Annotated in this window: 18 protein-coding genes; 15 read left to right on the top strand and 3 right to left on the bottom strand. The window is 73.5% G+C overall.

The window, feature by feature from the left end; all coding sequences use genetic code 11:
- The first annotated feature begins 9 nt into the window (after positions 1-9).
- Together ACSP97_RS08065 and ACSP97_RS08060 are read left to right on the top strand one after the other, a co-directional pair.
- Positions 10-1,383 carry an aldehyde dehydrogenase family protein gene (locus ACSP97_RS08065; protein ID WP_440556919.1) on the top strand — a complete coding sequence of 458 codons (1,374 nt, stop codon included), beginning with the start codon at positions 10-12 and terminating at the stop codon, positions 1,381-1,383.
- On the top strand, positions 1,380-2,162 hold the full coding sequence (locus tag ACSP97_RS08060) for a 3-oxoacyl-ACP reductase (RefSeq protein ID WP_355154318.1): 783 nt from the start codon (positions 1,380-1,382) through the stop codon (positions 2,160-2,162). Before ACSP97_RS08065 ends, ACSP97_RS08060 begins: the two co-directional genes overlap by 4 nt.
- 9 nt (positions 2,163-2,171) lie before the next feature.
- Here the strand turns inward: ACSP97_RS08060 and ACSP97_RS08055 are convergent, their stop codons facing one another.
- Positions 2,172-3,374 (bottom strand): amino acid deaminase/aldolase, encoded by a 1,203-nt coding sequence (locus ACSP97_RS08055; RefSeq protein WP_440556917.1) that lies wholly within the window; start codon positions 3,372-3,374, stop codon positions 2,172-2,174.
- A gap of 256 nt (positions 3,375-3,630) precedes the next feature.
- Between ACSP97_RS08055 and ACSP97_RS08050 the strand changes: the two genes are divergently transcribed.
- Genes ACSP97_RS08050 through ACSP97_RS08040 form a run of 3 tightly spaced genes read left to right on the top strand, consistent with a single transcriptional unit; the run spans position 3,631 to position 7,066 of the window.
- Positions 3,631-5,100: a hypothetical protein gene (locus ACSP97_RS08050; RefSeq protein WP_440556915.1), complete on the top strand. Its 1,470-nt coding sequence runs from the start codon at positions 3,631-3,633 to the stop codon at positions 5,098-5,100.
- A complete protein-coding gene (mycP, locus tag ACSP97_RS08045; protein ID WP_358274785.1) occupies positions 5,097-6,257 on the top strand; it encodes a type VII secretion-associated serine protease mycosin in 1,161 nt (386 codons plus the stop codon). Before ACSP97_RS08050 ends, mycP begins: the two co-directional genes overlap by 4 nt.
- Positions 6,258-6,313: 56 nt before the next feature.
- Positions 6,314-7,066: an SseB family protein gene (locus ACSP97_RS08040; RefSeq protein ID WP_355154326.1), complete on the top strand. Its 753-nt coding sequence runs from the start codon at positions 6,314-6,316 to the stop codon at positions 7,064-7,066.
- On the opposite strand, the gene ACSP97_RS08035 is transcribed toward ACSP97_RS08040, so the two are convergent.
- Positions 7,057-7,413 carry a DUF1844 domain-containing protein gene (locus ACSP97_RS08035; protein ID WP_146463712.1) on the bottom strand — a complete coding sequence of 119 codons (357 nt, stop codon included), beginning with the start codon at positions 7,411-7,413 and terminating at the stop codon, positions 7,057-7,059. The two genes, ACSP97_RS08040 and ACSP97_RS08035, sit on opposite strands and share 10 nt — an antisense overlap.
- A 376-nt stretch (positions 7,414-7,789) precedes the next feature.
- Between ACSP97_RS08035 and infC the strand changes: the two genes are divergently transcribed.
- From infC to ACSP97_RS07985, 10 genes are all read left to right on the top strand, one after another.
- Positions 7,790-8,428, top strand: coding sequence for a translation initiation factor IF-3 (infC, locus tag ACSP97_RS08030; protein WP_106981816.1), 639 nt, complete (start codon positions 7,790-7,792; stop codon positions 8,426-8,428).
- A gap of 114 nt (positions 8,429-8,542) precedes the next feature.
- Complete coding sequence (gene rpmI, locus ACSP97_RS08025) at positions 8,543-8,737, top strand: 50S ribosomal protein L35 (RefSeq protein WP_004933563.1); 195 nt, start codon at positions 8,543-8,545, stop codon at positions 8,735-8,737.
- 98 nt (positions 8,738-8,835) lie between these two features.
- Positions 8,836-9,219: a 50S ribosomal protein L20 gene (gene rplT / locus ACSP97_RS08020; protein ID WP_030381833.1), complete on the top strand. Its 384-nt coding sequence runs from the start codon at positions 8,836-8,838 to the stop codon at positions 9,217-9,219.
- 194 nt (positions 9,220-9,413) lie between these two features.
- The gene (locus ACSP97_RS08015; RefSeq protein ID WP_440556911.1) at positions 9,414-10,277 is read left to right on the top strand and encodes a TrmH family RNA methyltransferase; all 864 of its coding nucleotides are present in this window, start codon (positions 9,414-9,416) and stop codon (positions 10,275-10,277) included.
- A gap of 47 nt (positions 10,278-10,324) precedes the next feature.
- The gene (locus ACSP97_RS08010) at positions 10,325-11,455 is read left to right on the top strand and encodes a sensor histidine kinase (RefSeq protein WP_355154330.1); all 1,131 of its coding nucleotides are present in this window, start codon (positions 10,325-10,327) and stop codon (positions 11,453-11,455) included.
- A gap of 161 nt (positions 11,456-11,616) precedes the next feature.
- Entirely contained in the window at positions 11,617-12,738 is a 1,122-nt protein-coding gene (pheS, locus tag ACSP97_RS08005; RefSeq protein WP_355154332.1) for a phenylalanine--tRNA ligase subunit alpha, read from the top strand.
- Positions 12,738-15,254 carry a phenylalanine--tRNA ligase subunit beta gene (pheT, locus tag ACSP97_RS08000; protein ID WP_440556909.1) on the top strand — a complete coding sequence of 839 codons (2,517 nt, stop codon included), beginning with the start codon at positions 12,738-12,740 and terminating at the stop codon, positions 15,252-15,254. Before pheS ends, pheT begins: the two co-directional genes overlap by 1 nt.
- Positions 15,255-15,508: 254 nt before the next feature.
- Positions 15,509-16,555 carry a PP2C family protein-serine/threonine phosphatase gene (locus ACSP97_RS07995; protein WP_355525348.1) on the top strand — a complete coding sequence of 349 codons (1,047 nt, stop codon included), beginning with the start codon at positions 15,509-15,511 and terminating at the stop codon, positions 16,553-16,555.
- A 192-nt stretch (positions 16,556-16,747) separates the two neighbouring features.
- Positions 16,748-18,088, top strand: a complete 1,341-nt coding sequence (locus ACSP97_RS07990; protein WP_355155774.1) for a transcriptional regulator — start codon at positions 16,748-16,750, stop codon at positions 18,086-18,088.
- Between the two features lie 65 nt (positions 18,089-18,153).
- Positions 18,154-18,693 (top strand): NUDIX domain-containing protein, encoded by a 540-nt coding sequence (locus tag ACSP97_RS07985; RefSeq protein WP_355155776.1) that lies wholly within the window; start codon positions 18,154-18,156, stop codon positions 18,691-18,693.
- Here the strand turns inward: ACSP97_RS07985 and ACSP97_RS07980 are convergent.
- Positions 18,690-18,950, bottom strand: a complete 261-nt coding sequence (locus ACSP97_RS07980; RefSeq protein ID WP_070030185.1) for a hypothetical protein — start codon at positions 18,948-18,950, stop codon at positions 18,690-18,692. The genes ACSP97_RS07985 and ACSP97_RS07980 overlap by 4 nt on opposite strands.
- Between the last annotated feature and the right edge of the window lie 191 nt (positions 18,951-19,141).

Here is a 19,141-nt window from a genome sequence, read left to right as displayed (position 1 = left end):
GGTCGAGCCGTGTCCGACGCAGACGAGTTGCAGGTCCTCAACCCCGCCACCGAGGAGGTCGTCGCCACCGTTCCCGCCGCGAGCGAGCAGGACGTGGCCGCCGCCGTCGCACGGGCCGTCCGCGCCCAGACCGGCTGGGCCGCGCTCGCCCCCGCCGACCGGGCCCGGCTGCTGCGCCGCTTCGCCGACACCGTCGACGCGCACACCGAGGAACTGGCCCGCCTGGAGGTCCGCGAGGCCGGCCACACCCTCGGCAACGCCCGCTGGGAGGCCGGCAACGCCCGCGACCTGCTGCACTACGCGGCCGGCGGCGCCGAACGCCTGCTCGGCCGGCAGATCCCGGTGCCCGGCGGCTGGGACGTCACCTTCCAGGAGCCCCTGGGCGTGGTCGGTGTGATCGCCCCCTGGAACTTCCCCATGCCGATCGCCGCCTGGGGGTCCTTCCCGGCGCTCGCCGCGGGCAACGCCGTCGTCCTCAAGCCCGCCGAGACCACCCCGCTCACCGCCCTGCGACTGGCCGAACTCGCCCTGGCGGCGGGGCTGCCCGAGCACCTGTTCCAGGTGCTGCCGGGCCACGGGCACATCGCCGGACGCGCCCTGGTGGACCACCCGGACGTGGCCAAGATCGTCTTCACCGGGTCCACCCGCACCGGCCGCGAGGTCATGGAGCGCTGTGCGCGGCTCGTCAAGCCGGTCACCCTGGAACTCGGCGGAAAGAGCCCCAACGTCGTCTTCGCCGACGCCGACCTGAGGACCGCCCTCGACCCGTTCTCCTTCCTGGACAACTCCGGGCAGGACTGCTGCGCCCGCACCCGGATCCTCGTCCAGGAGACGGTGCTCGACGAGGCCCGCGCGTTCCTCGCCGACGCCCTCGCCGCCGTCGTCGTCGGCGACCCGGCCGACGGGAAGACCCAGATGGGCCCGCTGATCTCCGCCGCGCAGCGCGACCGCGTACGGTCGTACGTCCCCGACGGCGCCCCCGCCCTGCGCGGCGGCGCCCCCGACGGACCCGGCTTCTGGTTCCCGCCGACCGTCCTGACGGGGGAGCGGCACGACAGCCCGGCCGCCCGCGAGGAGATCTTCGGACCCGTCGCCGTGCTGCTCCCGTTCACCGACGAACAGGACGCGATCCGCCTCGCCAACGACACCCCCTACGGGCTGTCCGGCTCCGTGTGGACCCGCGACCTCGGCCGCGCTCTGCGCGTCTCGCAGGCCGTGCGCGCGGGCAACCTGTCCGTCAACTCCCATTCCAGCGTCCGCTACTGGACCCCGTTCGGCGGCTACCGGCAGTCCGGTCTCGGCCGCGAACTCGGCCCCGACGCCCTGACCGCCTTCACCGAGACCAAGAACGTCTTCATCAGCACGGAGGGCCCCGCACAGTGACCGACAACAGTGTCTGCCGCCGACTGGTCGGCCGTACCGCCGTCGTGACCGGAGCCGGCAGCGGCATCGGTCTCGCCACCGCCCGCCGGCTCGCCGCCGAGGGCGCCCACGTCGTCTGCGCGGACGTGGACGAACCCCGCGGCAAGGCCGCCGCCGAGGAGGTCGGCGGGCTCTTCGTCAGGACCGACGTCACCGACCCCGAGCAGGTCGAGGCGCTGTTCGCGACCGCCTACGACACCTACGGCAGCGTCGACGTGGCCTTCAACAACGCGGGCATCTCGCCGCCCGACGACGACTCCATCCTGGAGACCGGACTGGAGGCCTGGAAGCGTGTCCAGGAGGTCAACCTCACCTCCGTCTACCTGTGCTGCAAGGCCGCCATCCCGTACATGCGCCGCCAGGGCAAGGGATCCATCATCAACACCGCGTCCTTCGTGGCCCGGATGGGCGCGGCCACCTCCCAGATCTCCTACACCGCCTCCAAGGGCGGCGTCCTCGCCATGTCCCGGGAACTGGGCGTGCAGTTCGCGCGGGAGGGCATCCGGGTCAACGCCCTGTGCCCCGGGCCCGTCAACACCCCGCTGCTGCGGGAGCTGTTCGCCAAGGACCCGGAGCGGGCCGCCCGCCGGCTCGTGCACATCCCGGTGGGCCGGTTCGCCGAGGCGGAGGAGATCGCCGCCGCCGTCGCCTTCCTGGCCAGCGACGACTCCTCCTTCGTCAACGCCACCGACTTCCTGGTGGACGGCGGGATCGCGGGCGCCTACGTCACGCCGCTGTAGGCCGGACGCTCACAGGAACGTGCGCCCCTCGCCCCGGTAGGTCGGCACGGTCGCCGTCACCTCGTCGCCCGTCACCAGGTGCAGCGCCTCGAACCGCTCGCACAGCTCGCCCGCCTTGGCATGCCGGAACCACACCCGGTCGCCGATCAGCAGATCGTCCGCGGGCGAGCCGAGCAGCGGCGTCTGCACCTCGCCGGCCCCCTCCTGCGAGTCGTACCTCAGGCCCTCCGGCAGATACGGCACCGGCAGCCGGTCGCCCCCCGGGGCGCCCGAGGCCGGATAGCCGCCGCCGAGCACGGTGACGGCGCCCACGCCCGGCCGCCGTACCACCGGCAGCGCGAACAGCGCCGCCGGACGGCCGGTGAAGGAACGGTAGTTGTCGAACAGGCGCGGCACGTACAGCCCGGATCCGGCCGCTATCTCGGTGACGGCGGCCTCGGCGGCGGTGTGCTGCACACTGCCGGTGCCACCGCCGTTGACGAACTCCAGACCGGGCGCGACGGCCCGCACCGCCTGCACGGCCGCGGCCCGCCGCTCGGCCAGCTCCCGCCGGGCCGCGCCCTGCATCAGCCGGATCGCCCGCGACCGCAGCGGCCGGCCGGCGACCGCGTCGCCGACCCCCGCTATGTGCCCCTCGTACCCCATCAGCCCGACGAGCCGGAAACCGGGCCGCTCGGCCACCGCCCGTGCCATGGCGGCCAGTTGGGCGGGGGAGTGCAGCGGGGAACGCCGCGCGCCCACCCGCACCCGGCCGCCCAGCAGCTTCAGCGAGGTGTCCAACTCCAGGCATACCCGCACCACTTCGCCGCCGCCGTCACGGGCGGCGTCGATCAGATCGAGCTGCGCGGGGTCGTCCACCATCACCGTGACGGCACCCGCGAGTTTGGGGTCGGCGGTCAGCTCCGCGAAACCGGCACGGTCGGCGGACGGGTAGGCCAGCAGGATGTCGTCGAACCCCGAACGGGCCAGCCACAGCGACTCGGCCAGCGTGAACGACATGATGCCCTGGAATCCGTCCCTGGCCAGGACGCGCTCCAGCAGGGCCCGGCAGCGCACGGACTTGCTGGCGACGCGGACCGGCTTGCCGCCGGAACGGCGGACCAGGTCGGCCGCGTTGGCGTCGAAGGCCTCCAGGTCCACGATCGCGAACGGGGCGTCGAGATGGGCGGTGGCCCGGTCGTACCGGGCCCGGTCGGCGGCACGCGCAGTCATGCCGGAAGCCTGCCAGAAGGGATTACCGCAGGGTAGGGGGACGTTCCGGGCAAGTGCCCCGGCCTCGCGCACTGGTTCCGCCCGCGCCCCCGGCAACCCGTAGAGTGACGCGCACGTACGACGGACCCGCCCGGCCGCGTCCGGCCACCGGGCCCGGTCGTACCGGCATGCCTGCCCGTACGTTCCGGGCACGGCCGAGGCAGCGCGACGGCCCGCGTACGAGGAGACGGCCCGGGCACGAGGAAACGGGGGGCGCATGAGCACGGACGCACGCCGCGCCTCCCTACCGCCGCACCCCGCGTCCCCGCCCGGCCGCACGGGCGACGGCGTCGCGGGCGCCGGACGGTTCGACACCCGGGTCGTCATGCGCGGCGCCGGCGCGGCACCGGGGGAGGACCCCGACGAGGAGCCGTCCGTCTTCCTGCCGCGCGGCGGCCGGCCGGCGGCGCCGGACAGCGGCCCGGTGCCCGAAGCCGCCGGACTCGCCAGCCCCCCGCCGCCCCCGGCCTCGGCCCGCTTCCCCGACGCCCCGCCCCGCGCGGGCCGCGCCGCCCACCCCGACGCCACCGGCCCGGCCGGCCCGGCGGGGCCCGAACGCGCCGGTACGCCAGGCCCGGACCGCACGGCTCAGGGACCCGCCCGGCCGCCCCGGCACCCGGACGCCCCCGGGGAGACCCGCCCCGAGACGACGGCCCCTCTGCGCCCCGTCCCGCAGGCCCCCGCCGCGCAGCGCTCCGACTCCCGGCCGGACGGCGCCGGTTCCGCGCCCGGACACCCGCAAAAACGCCCCGGTCCCGCGCCCGGCCGCCCGGAGCCCGCCGCCCCGCCGGCCTCCGCACCGGCCCACGACGCCGCCGCGCCTCGGCCCGGCAGGCACCCGCACTCCACCCGCCCCGCCACCACCTGGCACCCGCAGTACGCCCGCCGGGACGCCCGGCCCGTCGTGACGTTCGGCGAGCCCGAGGCGTTCCGGGAGCGGGCCCGGGCGCGGACCGCGGTGGCCGCGGTCTGCCTCGTGCTCGGGCTCGGGCTCATCGGCGGTGCCGTGACCGGGAGCTGGCTGGCCCGGGACGGCGGGGACGGGCCGCACGGCTTCGCCGCCGCCGCGTCCGTCTGGCACAGCGTGCCCGTCGACCGGCTGTTCCCGCCCGTCGTACGGGGACCCGGCGCCGGACCCGGCGGAGCCGACCGCACCTGGACGCGGATCGCCGTCGCCCCGGACAGCGGCTGCGCCGACGCCTTCGACCCGCTGCTGCACGAGGTCCTCGCCCCCGTCGGCTGCGGACGCCTGCTGCGGGCCACCTACACCGACGCCACCCAGAGCTACGTCACCACCGTGGGGCTGCTGTTCACCACGGCCGACCCCGCCGCGATGTCCGCGCTCGCCACCCGGTTCCGCACCGAGCACCTGACCGAGCGCGCCGATCTGGTGCCCCGCGCGTACGGCCCGAAGGGCACCCCGGCCGCCGGGTTCGGCGACGCCCAGCGCGCGTCCTGGACCATCTCGGTGCGCACCGACGCCCCCGTCGTCGTGTACGCCGTCTCCGGCTGGGCCGACGGCCGCACCGTGGACACCCCGCAGCCCGCCGCCGACGCCGTACGGTCCGGCGCCACCACCCCGCAGGCCCAGTCCGGCCTCGGCAACGAGGCGAAGGGCCTCGCCGGGCGGATCGAAGGGCAGCTGCGGCAGGCCGACGGCACCTCCGCCACGAAGAGAACCTCATGAAGCGTGCCTCCGGGGCCGCGGTGAGCGTCCTGCTCGCCGGCGCCCTCACCCTGCTGCCGTCCGCCGCCGCCCACGCCGACGGCATCCGCGCCCAGCAGTGGGGCCTGACCGCCCTCCACCTCGACCAGGCCTGGCGGACCACCAAGGGGCGGGGCGTCACCGTCGCCGTCCTGGACACCGGCGTCCAGGCCGACCACCCCGACCTCGTCGGCAACGTGCTGCCCGCCCAGGACATGATCGGCTTCGGCGCCCGGCCCGGCGACCGCACCTGGGGCCGGCACGGCACCGCCATGGCCGGCATCATCGCCGGACACGGCCACGGACCCGGCCGCGCCGACGGCGTCATGGGCGTCGCCCCCGAGGCGAGGATCCTGCCCGTGCGGGTGATCCTGGAGGACAGCGACCCCGCCCGCGCCAAGGCCCGCACCACCCGCGGCGGCGCCCTCGCCGAGGGCATCCGCTGGGCCGCCGACCACGGCGCCGACGTCATCAACCTCTCCCTCGGCGACGACTCCGCCTCCGCCCACCCCGAACCCGGCGAGGACGAGGCCGTGCAGTACGCGCTGCAGAAGGGCGTGGTCGTCGTCGCCTCCGCGGGCAACGGCGGCGACAAGGGCGACCACGTCTCCTACCCGGCCGCCTACCCCGGCGTGATCGCCGCCACCGCCGTCGACCGCTACGGCACCCGCGCCGCCTTCTCCACCCGCCGCTGGTACGCCACGGTCAGCGCGCCCGGCGTCGACGTCGTCATCGCCGACCCCGACCACAAGTACTACGCGGGCTGGGGCACCTCGGCCGCCTCCGCCTACGTCTCCGGCGTGGCCGCCCTGATCAAGTCCGCCCATCCCGGCCTGACCCCGGCCCAGGTCAAGACGCTCCTGGAGGACACCGCCGAGGACCCGCCGGTCGGCGGTCGCGACGACTCCCGCGGCTTCGGCGAGATCGACCCGGTGGCGGCCCTGCGCGCGGCCGACCGGCTCGAACCCGAGGAACTGCGCCCGGCGGCCTACGGGGAGAAGTACTTCGGCCCGGGGCCCGCCGCCCCCGAGGCCACCGGCTCCACCGCCGACTGGGCGGCCCCCCTCGCGGGCAGCGTCGGCGGGGTGCTGCTGGTCGTGGGCGTGATCCTGTGGCGGGGCCGCAGACGGCCCTTCTGACGCGGCACCCGGCCCGCGGCTCCGGCGGGACGTGTGCCCCGATAGGGTCGGTGACCGTGGCGAACAAGAACATCCCCGACCCCGGCTACTCCGACGACGACGGCTCCGCCGACCCCCGGCTCGGTGCCGCGCTCGCCGCGTGGGCCGAGGACCGCACCGCCGTCGGCCCGGTCCTGGAGGCGCTGAAGGGCGCCCGGCTGCTGGTGCCCGTGGTGGCGGTGCTCGGTGAGGTGGAGCAGGACGAGAACGGGCTGCGTCGCGAGAAGACCAGCGACATGGCCGTGCCCACCCTGAAGGCCGGGAACCGGACCGCGCTGCCCGCCTTCACCTCCACGGACTCCCTCGCCCGCTGGGACCCGGCGGCCCGCCCGGTCGCCGTCCCCCTGCACCAGGCGCTCCAGGCGGCCGCGCACGAGAAGGCCGACACGGTCGTGCTGGACCTGGCCGGACCCGTGCCGTTCGAGCTGACCGGGCCCGCGCTGCTCGCCCTCGCCGAGGGCCGCACCAGCACCGACCCGCTCACCGACCCGGCCGTCGTCGAGGCCGTGCGCACGGCGGTGGCGGCGGAGCCCGGGGTGCTGCGCGCCCACCTCGGTCCCGGACAGGCCGACGGTGTCCTCGCGCTCGTCCTCGACGCGTCCGCGCCGCCCGCCGAGACCGCCCGCTCGGTGGCCGGCCGGCTCGCGGCCGACGAGACACTGAGGGCCCGCCTGGTGCGCGGCCTCGACCTGGCACTGCTGCCGGCCGGGACGACGCCTCCGGGCGAGCCCCTGTACGTGAAGGAACGGGAAGGAACGGGTCAGCGGTAGACCGGGCCGGTGTACTTCTCGCCCGGCCCCTGGCCCGGCTCGTCCGGGACGATCGACGCCTCGCGGAAGGCCAGCTGGAGCGACTTCAGCCCGTCGCGCAGCGGGGCCGCGTGGAAGGAGCTGATCTCGGTCGCGCCGCCGTCCAGCAGGCCGGCGAGCGCGGTGATCAGCTTGCGGGCCTCGTCCAGGTCCTTGTACGTGTCGCCCTCCTCGCTCAGCCCGAGCTTCACGGCGGCGGCGCTCATCAGGTTGACGGCGACCGTCACGATCACCTCGACGGCGGGGACCTCGGCGATGTCCCGCGTCATCGCGTCGAAGTCGGGATTCTCAGGAGGGGTCTCACTCATGCCCACACCTTAAGGCGCATGACGGCTTCCCCCTTACGGGATCCGGATTCGTGCTTGTCAAGCGATCCTGCTAACCTGGTAGACGACCGGTCGGACGCCATCAGTGTGTTCGGCCCACAAGTGGAGGCTCCGAACTCCCACCCGACCGCCCTCCGGGACGGCGGGTCATCCGGTCAGGCGGCCGCCATCGTTCCGTACGGACGATGGAGTCGCCCGATTGTGCGCCCCGCGTTCATCGCGTCGGTGCTCCGGTGACAAGGAGCCCCGCCTGTGATCGTCCGGGGCATTTTTTCTGCTTCGGCGCGGTTGGTCTGACGTAACCAGACGTTACGCGGCAGTCCGCCAGGCCGTCGCGTGGTGCTACCGAGGAGGATCCATCAGCGCCGAGCCCCGCATCAACGACCGGATTCGCGTTCCCGAGGTGCGACTTGTCGGTCCCAGTGGCGAGCAGGTCGGCATCGTGCCGCTCGCGAAGGCACTGGAGCTTGCGCAGGAGTACGACCTGGACCTGGTCGAGGTCGCGGCGAACGCCCGTCCGCCCGTGTGCAAGCTCATGGACTACGGGAAGTTCAAGTACGAGTCGGCCATGAAGGCCCGTGAGGCGCGCAAGAACCAGGCGCACACGGTCATCAAGGAGATGAAGCTCCGGCCGAAGATCGACCCGCACGACTATGACACCAAGAAGGGTCACGTCGTCCGGTTCCTCAAGCAGGGCGACAAGGTCAAGATCACGATCATGTTCCGTGGTCGCGAGCAGTCCCGGCCCGAGCTGGGCTACCGACTGCTGCAGCGCCTCGCGGAGGACGTCCAGGACCTCGGCTTCGTGGAGTCGAACCCGAAGCAGGACGGCCGCAACATGATCATGGTCCTCGGTCCGCACAAGAAGAAGACCGAGGCGATGGCCGAGGCCCGCCAGGCGCAGGAGGCCCGCAAGGCCGACGCGAAGGCGAACCCCGGCAAGTCGCAGAACCCTGCCGAGGCTGAGGCGCCGTCCGAGGAGCCTGCCGAGGCGTGATCCCGGGGAGCCCCACGGCTCCCGAGGATGTAACCGAAACAAGAGCGACGCTCCACCGTGCCCGGTTTTCGTGACCGGGCACCGGAGCGCCACCGACGAGGAGAGAACGGCGCTATGCCGAAGAACAAGTCGCACAGCGGTGCCAGCAAGCGCTTCAAGGTCACCGGCTCCGGCAAGGTGCTCCGCGAGCGCGCCGGCAAGCGCCACCTGCTTGAGCACAAGTCGTCCCGCGTGACGCGTCGCCTCACCGGCAACGCCGAGATGGCCCCGGGCGACGCCGCGAAGATCAAGAAGCTTCTCGGCAAGTGACGCCCCGGCGCTCGTCGAGCGCCGCGCGTCTGGACCGGGACCCAATCGTTTCCGGGTCGTGTGAAGACCCCCACGACCCCGCTACAAGGAGTTAACAAGTGGCACGCGTCAAGCGGGCAGTCAACGCCCACAAGAAGCGCCGGGCGATCCTGGAGCAGGCCTCCGGCTACCGCGGTCAGCGTTCGCGCCTGTACCGCAAGGCCAAGGAGCAGGTCACCCACTCGCTGGTCTACAACTACAACGACCGCAAGAAGCGCAAGGGCGACTTCCGTCAGCTGTGGATCCAGCGCATCAACGCCGCTGCCCGCGCCAACGGCATGACCTACAACCGCTTCATCCAGGGTCTGAAGGCCGCGAACGTCGAGGTCGACCGCAAGATCCTGGCCGAGCTGGCGGTCAACGACGCGAACGCGTTCGCCGCGCTCGTCGAGGTCGCGCAGAAGGCGCTGCCGTCGGACGTGAACGCGCCGAAGGCCGCGTGACGCCGCGCTGAGCTTCAGCCGAGAACGCCGGACCCGCAGGCTGTATGGCTTGCGGGTCCTGTCGTTGGGGCCCGCCGCGGATGGTCCGGCCGCGGGCCGTCGTCGTTGCCCGCCCAGTTCCCCGCGTCCCTGACGGGGCGCCGCACTCGGCCGGTACGACAAAGCGAAGAACTCTCCGGAAAGAGAAGAAGAGCATGCCCCCCGTCAGCCCCGAGCTGATCTCCCCCCGCTCCGCCCGTGTCGCCGCCGCGCGGCGGTTGGCCAAGCGGAACTTCCGGGGCAAGGACCGGCTGTTCCTCGCGGAGGGACCGCAGGCCGTACGGGAGGCGGCGGCGCACCGGGAGGGCGGGCAGGCCACCCTGGTCGAGCTGTTCGCCACCGTCGAGGCCGCGGAGCGCTACGCCGACATCGTGGGCGAGGCCCGCGACACGGGGGCACGGGTGCACCTGGCGTCCGAGGACGTCATCGCCGACATCTCCACCACCGTCACCCCGCAGGGGCTCGTCGGCATCTGCCGGTTCCTGGACACCCCCTTCGAGGAGATCCTCGCCGTCCGCCCCAAGCTGGTGGCCGTGCTCGCCCATGTCCGCGACCCCGGCAACGCCGGCACCGTGCTGCGCTGCGCCGACGCCGCGGGCGCCGAGGCCGTCGTCCTCACCGACGCCTCCGTGGACCTGTACAACCCCAAGGCCGTGCGCGCCTCGGTGGGCTCGCTGTTCCATCTGCCGGTCGCCGTCGGCGTGCCCGTGGAGCAGGCCATCGAGCGGCTCAAGGGCGCCGGGGTGCGCATCCTCGCGGCGGACGGCGCGGGCGACCGCGACCTGGACGAGGAACTCGACAAGGGCACCATGGGCGGCCCCACCGCATGGGTGTTCGGCAACGAGGCCTGGGGACTGCCGGAGGAGACCCGCGCCCTCGCCGACGCCGTCGTGCGCGTCCCCATCCACGGCAAGGCCGAGAGCCTGAACCTCGCCACGGCCGCCGCGGTCTGCCTGTACGCCTCGGCCCGCGCGCAGCGCGCCCACGGAGGGTGCCGCCGCGTCACCCGGAGCGAGTAGGGTGGCCAGCTCGGGGCCGTGCGCCGTATGAGAGGTGGGGTACGGGGATGAGTGTGGCCGGCACGAGCACCGGGCCGGAGCGACCGGACGCGCGGGGCGCGCCCGCGTCCGTGTGCGCTGCGGGCGGGCTCGACCCCGACCAGCTCCCCGACGGCCTGGTGGTGGCCGACGAGCGCGGGCGCGTCGTCGGGTTCAACGCGGCCGCGGAGCGCATCACCGCCGTACCCGCCGCCGACGCCCTCGGGCAGCCGCTGGAGAAGGCGCTGCCGTTAGAGGACCTGGAGGGGCGCCGCTGGTGGCAGCTCACCGACCCCTACGGCGGCCTCTCCACCAGGACCCGGCAGCCCGAGCGCAATCTGCTGCTGCCCGGCGGCCGGGAGGTGCTCGTCACCGCCCGCTACGTCCGCGCCGAACCCCTCGGCCCCGTCCAGCGCCTGGTCGTCTGCCTGCGGGACACCGAGGCCCGCCGCCGCACCGAACGCAGTCACGCCGAGCTGATCGCCACCGTCGCCCACGAACTGCGCTCCCCGCTGACCTCCGTCAAGGGCTTCACCGCCACCCTCCTCGCCAAGTGGGAGCGGTTCACCGACGACCAGAAGCGGCTGATGCTGGAGACCGTCGACGCGGACGCCGACCGGGTCACCCGGCTCATCGCCGAACTGCTGGACATCTCCCGGATCGACTCGGGGCGCCTGGAGGTGCGCCGCCAGCCCGTCGACATAGGGGCCGCCGTCTCCCGGCACATCCAGGCGTACGTCGCCGCGGGCCAGCCCGCCGAACGCTTCCTGCTGCGCATCGAGCAGCCGCTGCCCGACCTGTGGGCCGACCCCGACAAGATCGACCAGGTGCTCAGCAACCTGCTGGAAAACGCAGTGCGGCACGGCGCGGGAACCGTCACCATTGACGTCACGCCCACGGCGTCCCCCCGCGAGGGCGAGGACACCGGCACGTCGGTCACGGTGAGCGACGAGGGGCCCGGCATCCCGGAGGAGTCCATGAACCGCGTCTTCACCCGCTTCTGGCGGGGCAGCAAGCGCGGTGGCACCGGGCTCGGGCTGTACATCGTCAAGGGCATCGTCGAGGCCCACGGCGGCACCATCACGGTCGGCCGCGCCCGCGGCGGCGGCGCCGAGTTCCGATTTACGTTGCCCGTGAGCGCCCCCGCGTATCTCGCGTAGCGGGCCCACGGGCTCTTCGGACAGTTCCACCCCGTTAGACTCGGCCTTTGGCACCTTTGTGTCCTTCACGCGGCCCTCGCGAGTCGGTGACGGGGACCATCCGCAGGGGGCACCGCCCAGCGACAGCTGGGGGACAAGGACAATCGGAAGCACGGGAAGAGATGTCGGCACCCAATAAGTCGTACGACCCTGTCGAGGTCGAGGCGTTGAAACCGGAAGAGATCGAGCGCATGCGGGACGAGGCGCTCGCCGCCTTCGCCGCCGCGGACTCCCTCGACGCGCTCCACGAGGCCAAGGTCGCCCACACCGGCCCGGCGTCCCCGCTGTCCCTCGCCAACCGCGAGATCGGCGCCCTGCCCCCGCACGCCAAGGCCGAGGCCGGCAAGCGCGTCGGCATGGCCCGCGGCGCGGTGAACAAGGCCCTCGCCGCGCGCCAGGCCGAGCTGGAGGCCGAGCGCGACGCCCGGGTGCTGGTCGAGGAGGACGTCGACGTCACGCTGCCCTACGACCGCGTCCAGGCCGGTGCCCGCCACCCGCTGACCACGCTGTCGGAGCGCATCGAGGACATCTTCGTGGCCATGGGCTACGAGGTCGCCGAGGGCCCCCAGGTCGAGGCCGAGTGGTTCAACTTCGACGCCCTGAACATCGGCCCCGACCACCCGGCCCGCGGCGAGGCCGACACCTTCTTCGTGGCGGGCCCCGACGGCGGCGCCGAGTCCGGGGTGGTGCTGCGCACCCACACCTCGCCCGTGCAGATCCGCTCGCTGCTCGACCGTGAGCTGCCGGTCTATGTGATCTGCCCCGGCCGCGTCTACCGCACCGACGAGCTGGACGCCACCCACACGCCCGTCTTCCACCAGGTCGAGCTGCTCGCCGTGGACGAGGGCCTGACCATGGCCGACCTCAAGGGCACCCTGGACCACATGGTGCAGTCGCTGTTCGGCGAGGGCATGAAGACCCGGCTGCGGCCGAACTTCTTCCCCTTCACCGAGCCGAGCGCCGAGATGGACATGCTCTGCTACGTCTGCAAGGGCGAGTCCGTCGGCAACCCCGACCGGCCCTGCCGCACCTGCTCCAGCGAGGGCTGGATCGAGCTGGGCGGCTGCGGCATGGTCAACCCGCGGGTGCTCACCGCCTGCGGCGTCGACCCGGAGAAGTACAGCGGCTTCGCCTTCGGGTTCGGCATCGAGCGGATGCTGATGTTCCGCCACAACGTCGAAGACATGCGAGACATGGTCGAGGGTGACATCCGGTTCACCCGGCCCTTCGGGATGGAGATCTGATGCGGGTCCCGCTTTCTTGGCTGCGGGAGTACGTCGACCTGCCGGCCACCGAGACCGGCCGTGACGTCCAGGCCAAGCTCATTTCGGCCGGCCTCGAGGTCGAGACGGTCGAGCAGCTCGGCGCCGACCTCAAGGGCCCCCTGGTCGTCGGCCAGGTGCTGACCATCGAGGAGCTGGAGGGCTTCAAGAAGCCGATCCGCTTCTGCACCGTCGACGTCGGCCAGGCCAACGGCACCGGCGAGCCCCAGGAGATCGTCTGCGGCGCCCGCAACTTCGCGGTCGGCGACAAGGTCGTCGTGGTGCTGCCCGGCGCCACCCTGCCCGGCGGCTTCTCGATCTCCGCGCGCAAGACCTACGGCAAGGTCTCGCACGGCATGATCTGCTCCACCGACGAGCTGGGCATGGGCGACGACGGCACCCACGGCATCATCGTGCTGCCGCCGGAGACCGAGGTCGGCAAGGACGCCATCGAGCTGCTGGAGCTGGTCGACGAGGTTCTGGACATCGCCGTCACCGCCAACCGCGGCGACTGCCTGTCCATCCGCGGCGTCGCCCGCGAGACCGCCATCGCCTACGGCCTGCCGCTGCGCGACCCCGCCCTGATCGACGTGCCCGCGCCCAACGCGTACGGCTACCCGGTCCAGGTCGCCGACCCGTTCGGCTGCGACCGCTTCACCGCGCGCACCGTCACCGGGCTGCGCCCCGAGGCCCGCTCCCCGATCTGGCTCCAGCGCCGGCTCCAGAAGGTCGGCATGCGCCCGATCTCGCTCGCCGTCGACGTCACGAACTACGTGATGATGGAGCTGGGCCAGCCGCTGCACGCCTACGACCGCAGGCTGGTCCAGGGCACCATCGGCGTGCGCCGCGCGCAGGAGGGCGAGAAGCTCGTCACCCTCGACGGCGTCGAGCGCAAGCTGCACGCCGAGGACCTGGTCATCACCGACGAGCGCGGCCCCATCGGCCTCGCGGGCGTGATGGGCGGCGCCAACACGGAGATCGCCGACCACACCGAGGACGTGGAGAACGCGACCACCGACGTGGTGATCGAGGCGGCCCACTTCAACGCCGTCTCCATCGCGCGCACGGCCCGCCGCCACAAGCTGCTGTCCGAGGCCTCCCGCCGCTTCGAGCGGGGCGTCGACCCGCAGGCCGCGGCCGCCGCCGCGCAGCGCACCGTGGACCTGCTGGTGCTGCTCGCGGGTGGCACCGCCGAGGCCGGCGTCACCGAGGTCATCGCGCCCTCCGCGCCGCACACCATCACTGTCCCGGCCGACCACCCGGACAAGGTCGCGGGCGTCGCCTACGGCCGCGAGACCGTCGTGCGCCGCCTCCAGGAGGTCGGCTGCGACGTCTACGGTCAGGACGAGCTGATCGTCACCGTGCCGTCCTGGCGGCCCGACCTGACGGACCCGAACGACCTCGCGGAAGAGGTGATCCGCCTGGAGGGCTACGAGAACCTGCCCTCCACGCTGCCCAGGCCCCCCGCGGGCCGCGGTCTGACCGGCCGCCAGCGGCTGCACCGCCGCATCGGCCGGGCGCTGGCCGGCGCCGGCTACGTCGAGGCGCCGAACTACCCGTTCGTCGGCGAGCAGGTCTTCGACCAGCTCGGTCTGGCCGCCGAGGACCCGGCCCGCCGGGTCGTCAAGCTGGTCAACCCGCTCAGCGACGAGGAGCCCGCGCTGCGCACGACGCTGCTGCCGGGCCTGCTCGGCGCGCTGCGGCGCAACGACGGCCGGGGCTCGCACGACCTGGCCCTGTTCGAGACCGGGCTGGTCTTCCACCCGCGCGAGGAGCGCCGAGCCGCCGTGCACCTGCCGGTGGACCGGCGTCCCACCGACGAGGAGATCGCGGCACTGAACGCCGCGCTGCCCGAGCAGCCCCGGCACGCCGCGGTGGTCCTCGCCGGCGCCCGCGAGCAGGCCGGCTGGTGGGGCAAGGGCCGCCCGGCCGACTGGGCCGACGCGATCGAGGCCGCGCGCACCATCGCCCGTGAGGCCGGTGCCGAACTCGTGGTGCGCAAGGGCCAGTACGGCCCCTGGCACCCGGGCCGCTGCGCCGAGCTGATCGTGGTGGCCGACGGCGCCGAGCGGGTCGTGGGCCACGCGGGCGAGCTGCACCCGCGCGTCCTCAAGGCCCTGGGCCTGCCCGAGCGCACCTGCGCGATGGAGCTGAACCTGGACGCCCTGGAGGAGGCCGGCGACGGCATCCCGATGGCGCCGGGCATCTCCACCTTCCCGGTGGCCACGCAGGACGTCGCCCTGGTGGTCGACAAGCCGGTGTCGGCGGCCGAGGTCGAGGCCGCGCTGCGCGCCGGCGCGGGTGAACTCCTGGAGTCCATCCGCCTGTTCGACGTCTACGAGAACGCCGAGCAGCTGGGCGAGGGCCGCAAGTCGCTCGCCTACGCGCTGCGCTTCCGCGCCCCCGACCGGACGCTGACGGTGGACGAGGCGTCGGCGGCCCGGGACGCGGCGGTCGCCCTGGCGGGCGAGCGCACCGGAGCCGTACTGCGCGGCTGACCCACCCGGTCCCCAGAGCGGCCGGCCGCGGACTCCTCCGTGGCCGGCCGCTCTTCTCATGCCCGGGTTCTGACGGGTGTCCTGACGGGCCGTCACGTCCTGCATAAATCCATCCTCACCTGCGCGTTCTCACTCGTTCGGGTGGTCATCGGAGGTGAGAAGGGCCGTCCGGGCCGGGCCGTCGACAGAATCGGACCGGCCTTTCGGGGTCGGTCCGTCTGCTCTGTCAGGGACTCTCCATGGGGGATCGAGGCATGATCCGCATCAAGGCGCGGGCGCCCACCGCGCGAGGAGCCGTACTTCCCACGATCTGGGGAGCGCTGGCGGTCGGTTACAAGTTCGGCTGCCCGCTCGCCCGGCAGGAGGGGCTCGGCGCCCGCATCGTCACCAGCGTCGTGTTCTTCGCCGTGGGCACCGGCCTGATATTCCATGTCCGCCGCACCCTGCTGCGCGAGCTGCGGCTCGCCCGGCGGGCGGCCCGGGTCGCGCAGAGCGTCGTACTGCGGCCCCCGCCCCCGCGTCTCGACGGGCTGAACGTGGCCGCCGTGCAGATGTCCGCCGACCGGGGCGCGAGTGTCGGCGGCGATCTGTACGAGGCCATCGCCACCGAGCACGGGGTGCGGGTGGTGATGGGCGACGTGCGCGGGCACGGGCTGGCCGCGCTCGGCACCGTCGCCGCCCTCCTCGGCAGCTTCCGCGAGGCCGCCCACGACGAGCCCGCACTGACCGGCGTGCTGCGCAGACTGGAGCGCGCGCTCGCCCGCCACCTGCGGGAACGGGCCCGCGCCGAACACCCCGCGACCGGCGCCCCGGACCCCGACCACCCGGTGGCCGAGGAGTTCGTCACCGTGCTGCTCCTGGAGATCGGCGCCGGCGGCGAGCTGACCGCCCTCAACTGCGGCCACCCCTGGCCCTACCGGCTCAGCGGCACCACCGTCGAGCCCCTGACCCACGCCGAACCGCTGCCCCCGCTGGGCCCCTTCCCGCTCCCCGCGGACCTGGCGCCGCGCCCCTGCGGTGAGCTGGGGCCCGCCGAGTCCCTGGTCCTGTACACCGACGGAGCGGAGGACGCCCGGGACGCCCGGGGCCGGTTCTTCGCCCTGCCGGACGTACTGCGCGCCGCCGTACGCGACCAACCCGCCTCGCCGCAGCGGGTGTTGCGCACCCTCCTCACCGCCCTGCTGCGCCACACCGGCGGCACGCCCACCGACGACGTGGCACTCCTGGTGCTGCGCAACGAGCGCGGGCCCACCGCCATGGTGTGCGGGACCGTACGACCGGTCACCACCACGCACCGCTGACCTCCCCGCCAGACCACCGCTGTTCGAGGGGGAGCCGGTGGTCTGGCGGGCCTCATGCGAGGAATACCGGTCAACCGATGCGGACGCGCGCCGCGACAGCGCGCGCACCCCCCGGGCACGGGCGCTCGGTTCACACCCCGTGTGAACGCGGGGCGACTAGGCTGGCGGCACCAGGCACTCGGGGGTCATCCCATGCAGCCCAACACTCTGCTCGACGCCATCCTGGACGAGGCGGGCATCTCGCACGCCGGTCTCGCCGCCCATGTCAACCAGGCCGGCCGCGCGCGGGGAATCGCGCTCCGCTACGAACACACCGCCGTGGCCCGCTGGTTGAAGGGCCAGCGGCCACGCGGCCAGGTGCCCGACCTGATCTGCGAGGTGCTCGCCGCCCGGCTGCACCGGCCCGTCACCCTGGACGACATCGGCCTCGGCGTGCCCGGCCGGCCCGGCACCGCGGCCACCGGCTCGCTGTCCGGGTTCGTGGAACGGGCCACCGCCCTGTGGCGCTCCGACGAACAGCAGCGCCCCCATGTGCTCGGCGCCCCCGCCGTCACCGGCACCCCCGCCGTGATGCCGGTGTGGGAGTGGGAGAACCCGCCCGAGGACACCGACGTCTCCCGCGGCGGCCGGCACCGGGTCACGGCCGCCGACATCGAGACGCTGCGCGCGGCCCGCACCCACTACGAGCAGATGTACCGCAAGGCCGGGGGCGTCGCGACCCGCACCCGCATCGTCGGCTTCCTCAACGCCGAGGCGGCCCCGCTGCTGCGCGGCGGCTACACCGACGCCACCGGACGCCAGCTGCACCGCGCCACCGGCGGACTGGTCGCCATCGCCGGCATCTGCGCCTACGACTCCGACGCGCACGGACTCGCCCAGCGCTACTTCCACCAGGCGCTGCGGCTGGCCAAGGCCAGCGGGGACCGGGGCCTCGGCGCCTATGTGATAGCGCTGCTGGTCAACCAGTCGCTGTTCATGCGGGAGTACCGCCAGTCGGTGGCCTTCGCGGAGGCCGCGCTGCGCACCGCCGGCCGGCACATCACCCCCGCGCTCGCCTCCGACCTGTACGCGATGCAGGCCAAGGCGTACGCGCACCTGGGGGACGCGGGCAGCGCCCTCGGCTGCATCCGGCGCGCGGAGACCGCCGCCGAACGCATCCGGCGCGGACACGAACCCGACGAGACCGGCTATGTGCAGCCCGGCCTGGTCAACGTCCAGGTGGCCGAGGCGCTCCTGAGCCTCGGGGAACTCGGCGCGGCCCGGGAGCACGCGGCGGCGGCCGTGGACAACCCCGCGCACGACCGGGGAAGAGTGCACCGGCTCGCCATGCTCAGCACCATCGAACTGCGCCAGGGCAACACGGAGGAGGCCGTGGCCACCGCCGTACAAATGGCCGAACAGGCGCGGGGAATGGAGTCCCAGCGGCTGCGCGACCGGCTGCGCGCGGTGCGCGAACACCTGGCACGTTGCGGTTCGCCGGGCACCACGGAAGCCGCCGAACTCATCGACGGGGCGCTGCGCGTGCCGCTGTAGGGCCCCTGTGGGCGCACCGCCTCTGCTGCGATATTGCCACCTAATCGGCGAAAGGTGGCAGAACCGTGCAGTGGACGAAGCAGAACGAACAAACGGTGTATGAAAACCGCTGGTTCAGCGTCAATCTCGCAGATGTCGAGCTGCCGGACGGCCGGCACCTCGACCACTTCCTCATCCGGATGCGTCCGGTGGCCGTGGCCACGGTCGTCAACGAGGCCAACGAGGTGCTGCTGCTGTGGCGGCACCGCTTCATCACCGACAGCTGGGGCTGGGAACTCGCCGCGGGCGTCGTCGAGGACGGCGAGGACGTCAGGGCCGCGGCCGCCCGGGAACTGGAGGAGGAGACCGGCTGGCGGCCGGGGCCCCTGCACCACCTGATGACGGTGGAGCCGTCCAACGGCCTCACCGACGCCCGGCACCACATCTACTGGTCCGACGAGGGCGAGTACACCGGGCATCCCGTGGACGACTTCGAGTCGGACCGCCGGGAGTGGGTCCCGCTCAAACTCGTCCCCGACCTGATCGCCCGCGGGGAGGTCCCGGCCGCCAACATGGCGGCCGCCCTACTGCTGTTGCACCATCTCAGGCTCGCCGAGGGGGGCTAGTGGGCGCGCAGCGCCTGCCAGACGGTCACCACGAGCGCGCCGAGCGCGGTCAGCGCGGCGAGCGAGGGCAGCGGCCAGCGCGCGTGTTCCAGCGAGACCATCCGGGAGTTCAGCTCGTCCAGCTCCTTGGCGGTCTCCTCGGTGCGGTGACCGAGTAACGCGAGCCCGCCCTCGACCCTGGCGTAGGCCACGTCCAGTCGGCGCCGTAACTCTGCGAGTTCTCCATGGACCACGGGATGCTCCGGATCGGTGGTCACGGGTCCACTCCTTTCCGTAGTCGAAGGGGACGTTCCGCGCCCCCTTGCATGTGCATGAAGAGTGAACTCGCCTGGTGGGCGCGAGGGGAGCGTGTGCGCCGGGTGTCTGCGAGCCCGGCGCGCACACGGTGTGTGAAACGCGCGTGCCCGGCACCGCCTCCGGTGCCGGGCACGTCGGCTGTCGCTGTGCG

Origin of the sequence: Streptomyces sp. SCPE 10, assembly GCF_051980735.1 — a bacterium.
GTDB classification, from domain to species: Bacteria; Actinomycetota; Actinomycetes; order Streptomycetales; family Streptomycetaceae; genus Streptomyces; species Streptomyces misionensis.
Note: the sequence above shows the minus strand (reverse complement) of the source record. Positions and strands in the feature narration are given on the sequence as shown.

Coding starts and splice junctions, on each gene's coding strand:
- ACSP97_RS08055 (WP_440556917.1), bottom strand. CDS start 3,374: ATGACTGCGCGTGCCGCCGACCGGGCCCGGTACGACCGGGCCACCGCC.
- ACSP97_RS08010 (WP_355154330.1), top strand. CDS start 10,325: ATGAGTGTGGCCGGCACGAGCACCGGGCCGGAGCGACCGGACGCGCGG.
- ACSP97_RS07990 (WP_355155774.1), top strand. CDS start 16,748: ATGCAGCCCAACACTCTGCTCGACGCCATCCTGGACGAGGCGGGCATC.
- mycP (WP_358274785.1), top strand. CDS start 5,097: ATGAAGCGTGCCTCCGGGGCCGCGGTGAGCGTCCTGCTCGCCGGCGCC.
- rpmI (WP_004933563.1), top strand. CDS start 8,543: ATGCCGAAGAACAAGTCGCACAGCGGTGCCAGCAAGCGCTTCAAGGTC.
- pheT (WP_440556909.1), top strand. CDS start 12,738: ATGCGGGTCCCGCTTTCTTGGCTGCGGGAGTACGTCGACCTGCCGGCC.
- ACSP97_RS08050 (WP_440556915.1), top strand. CDS start 3,631: ATGAGCACGGACGCACGCCGCGCCTCCCTACCGCCGCACCCCGCGTCC.
- ACSP97_RS08035 (WP_146463712.1), bottom strand. CDS start 7,413: ATGAGTGAGACCCCTCCTGAGAATCCCGACTTCGACGCGATGACGCGG.
- pheS (WP_355154332.1), top strand. CDS start 11,617: ATGTCGGCACCCAATAAGTCGTACGACCCTGTCGAGGTCGAGGCGTTG.
- ACSP97_RS07995 (WP_355525348.1), top strand. CDS start 15,509: ATGATCCGCATCAAGGCGCGGGCGCCCACCGCGCGAGGAGCCGTACTT.
- ACSP97_RS08015 (WP_440556911.1), top strand. CDS start 9,414: ATGCCCCCCGTCAGCCCCGAGCTGATCTCCCCCCGCTCCGCCCGTGTC.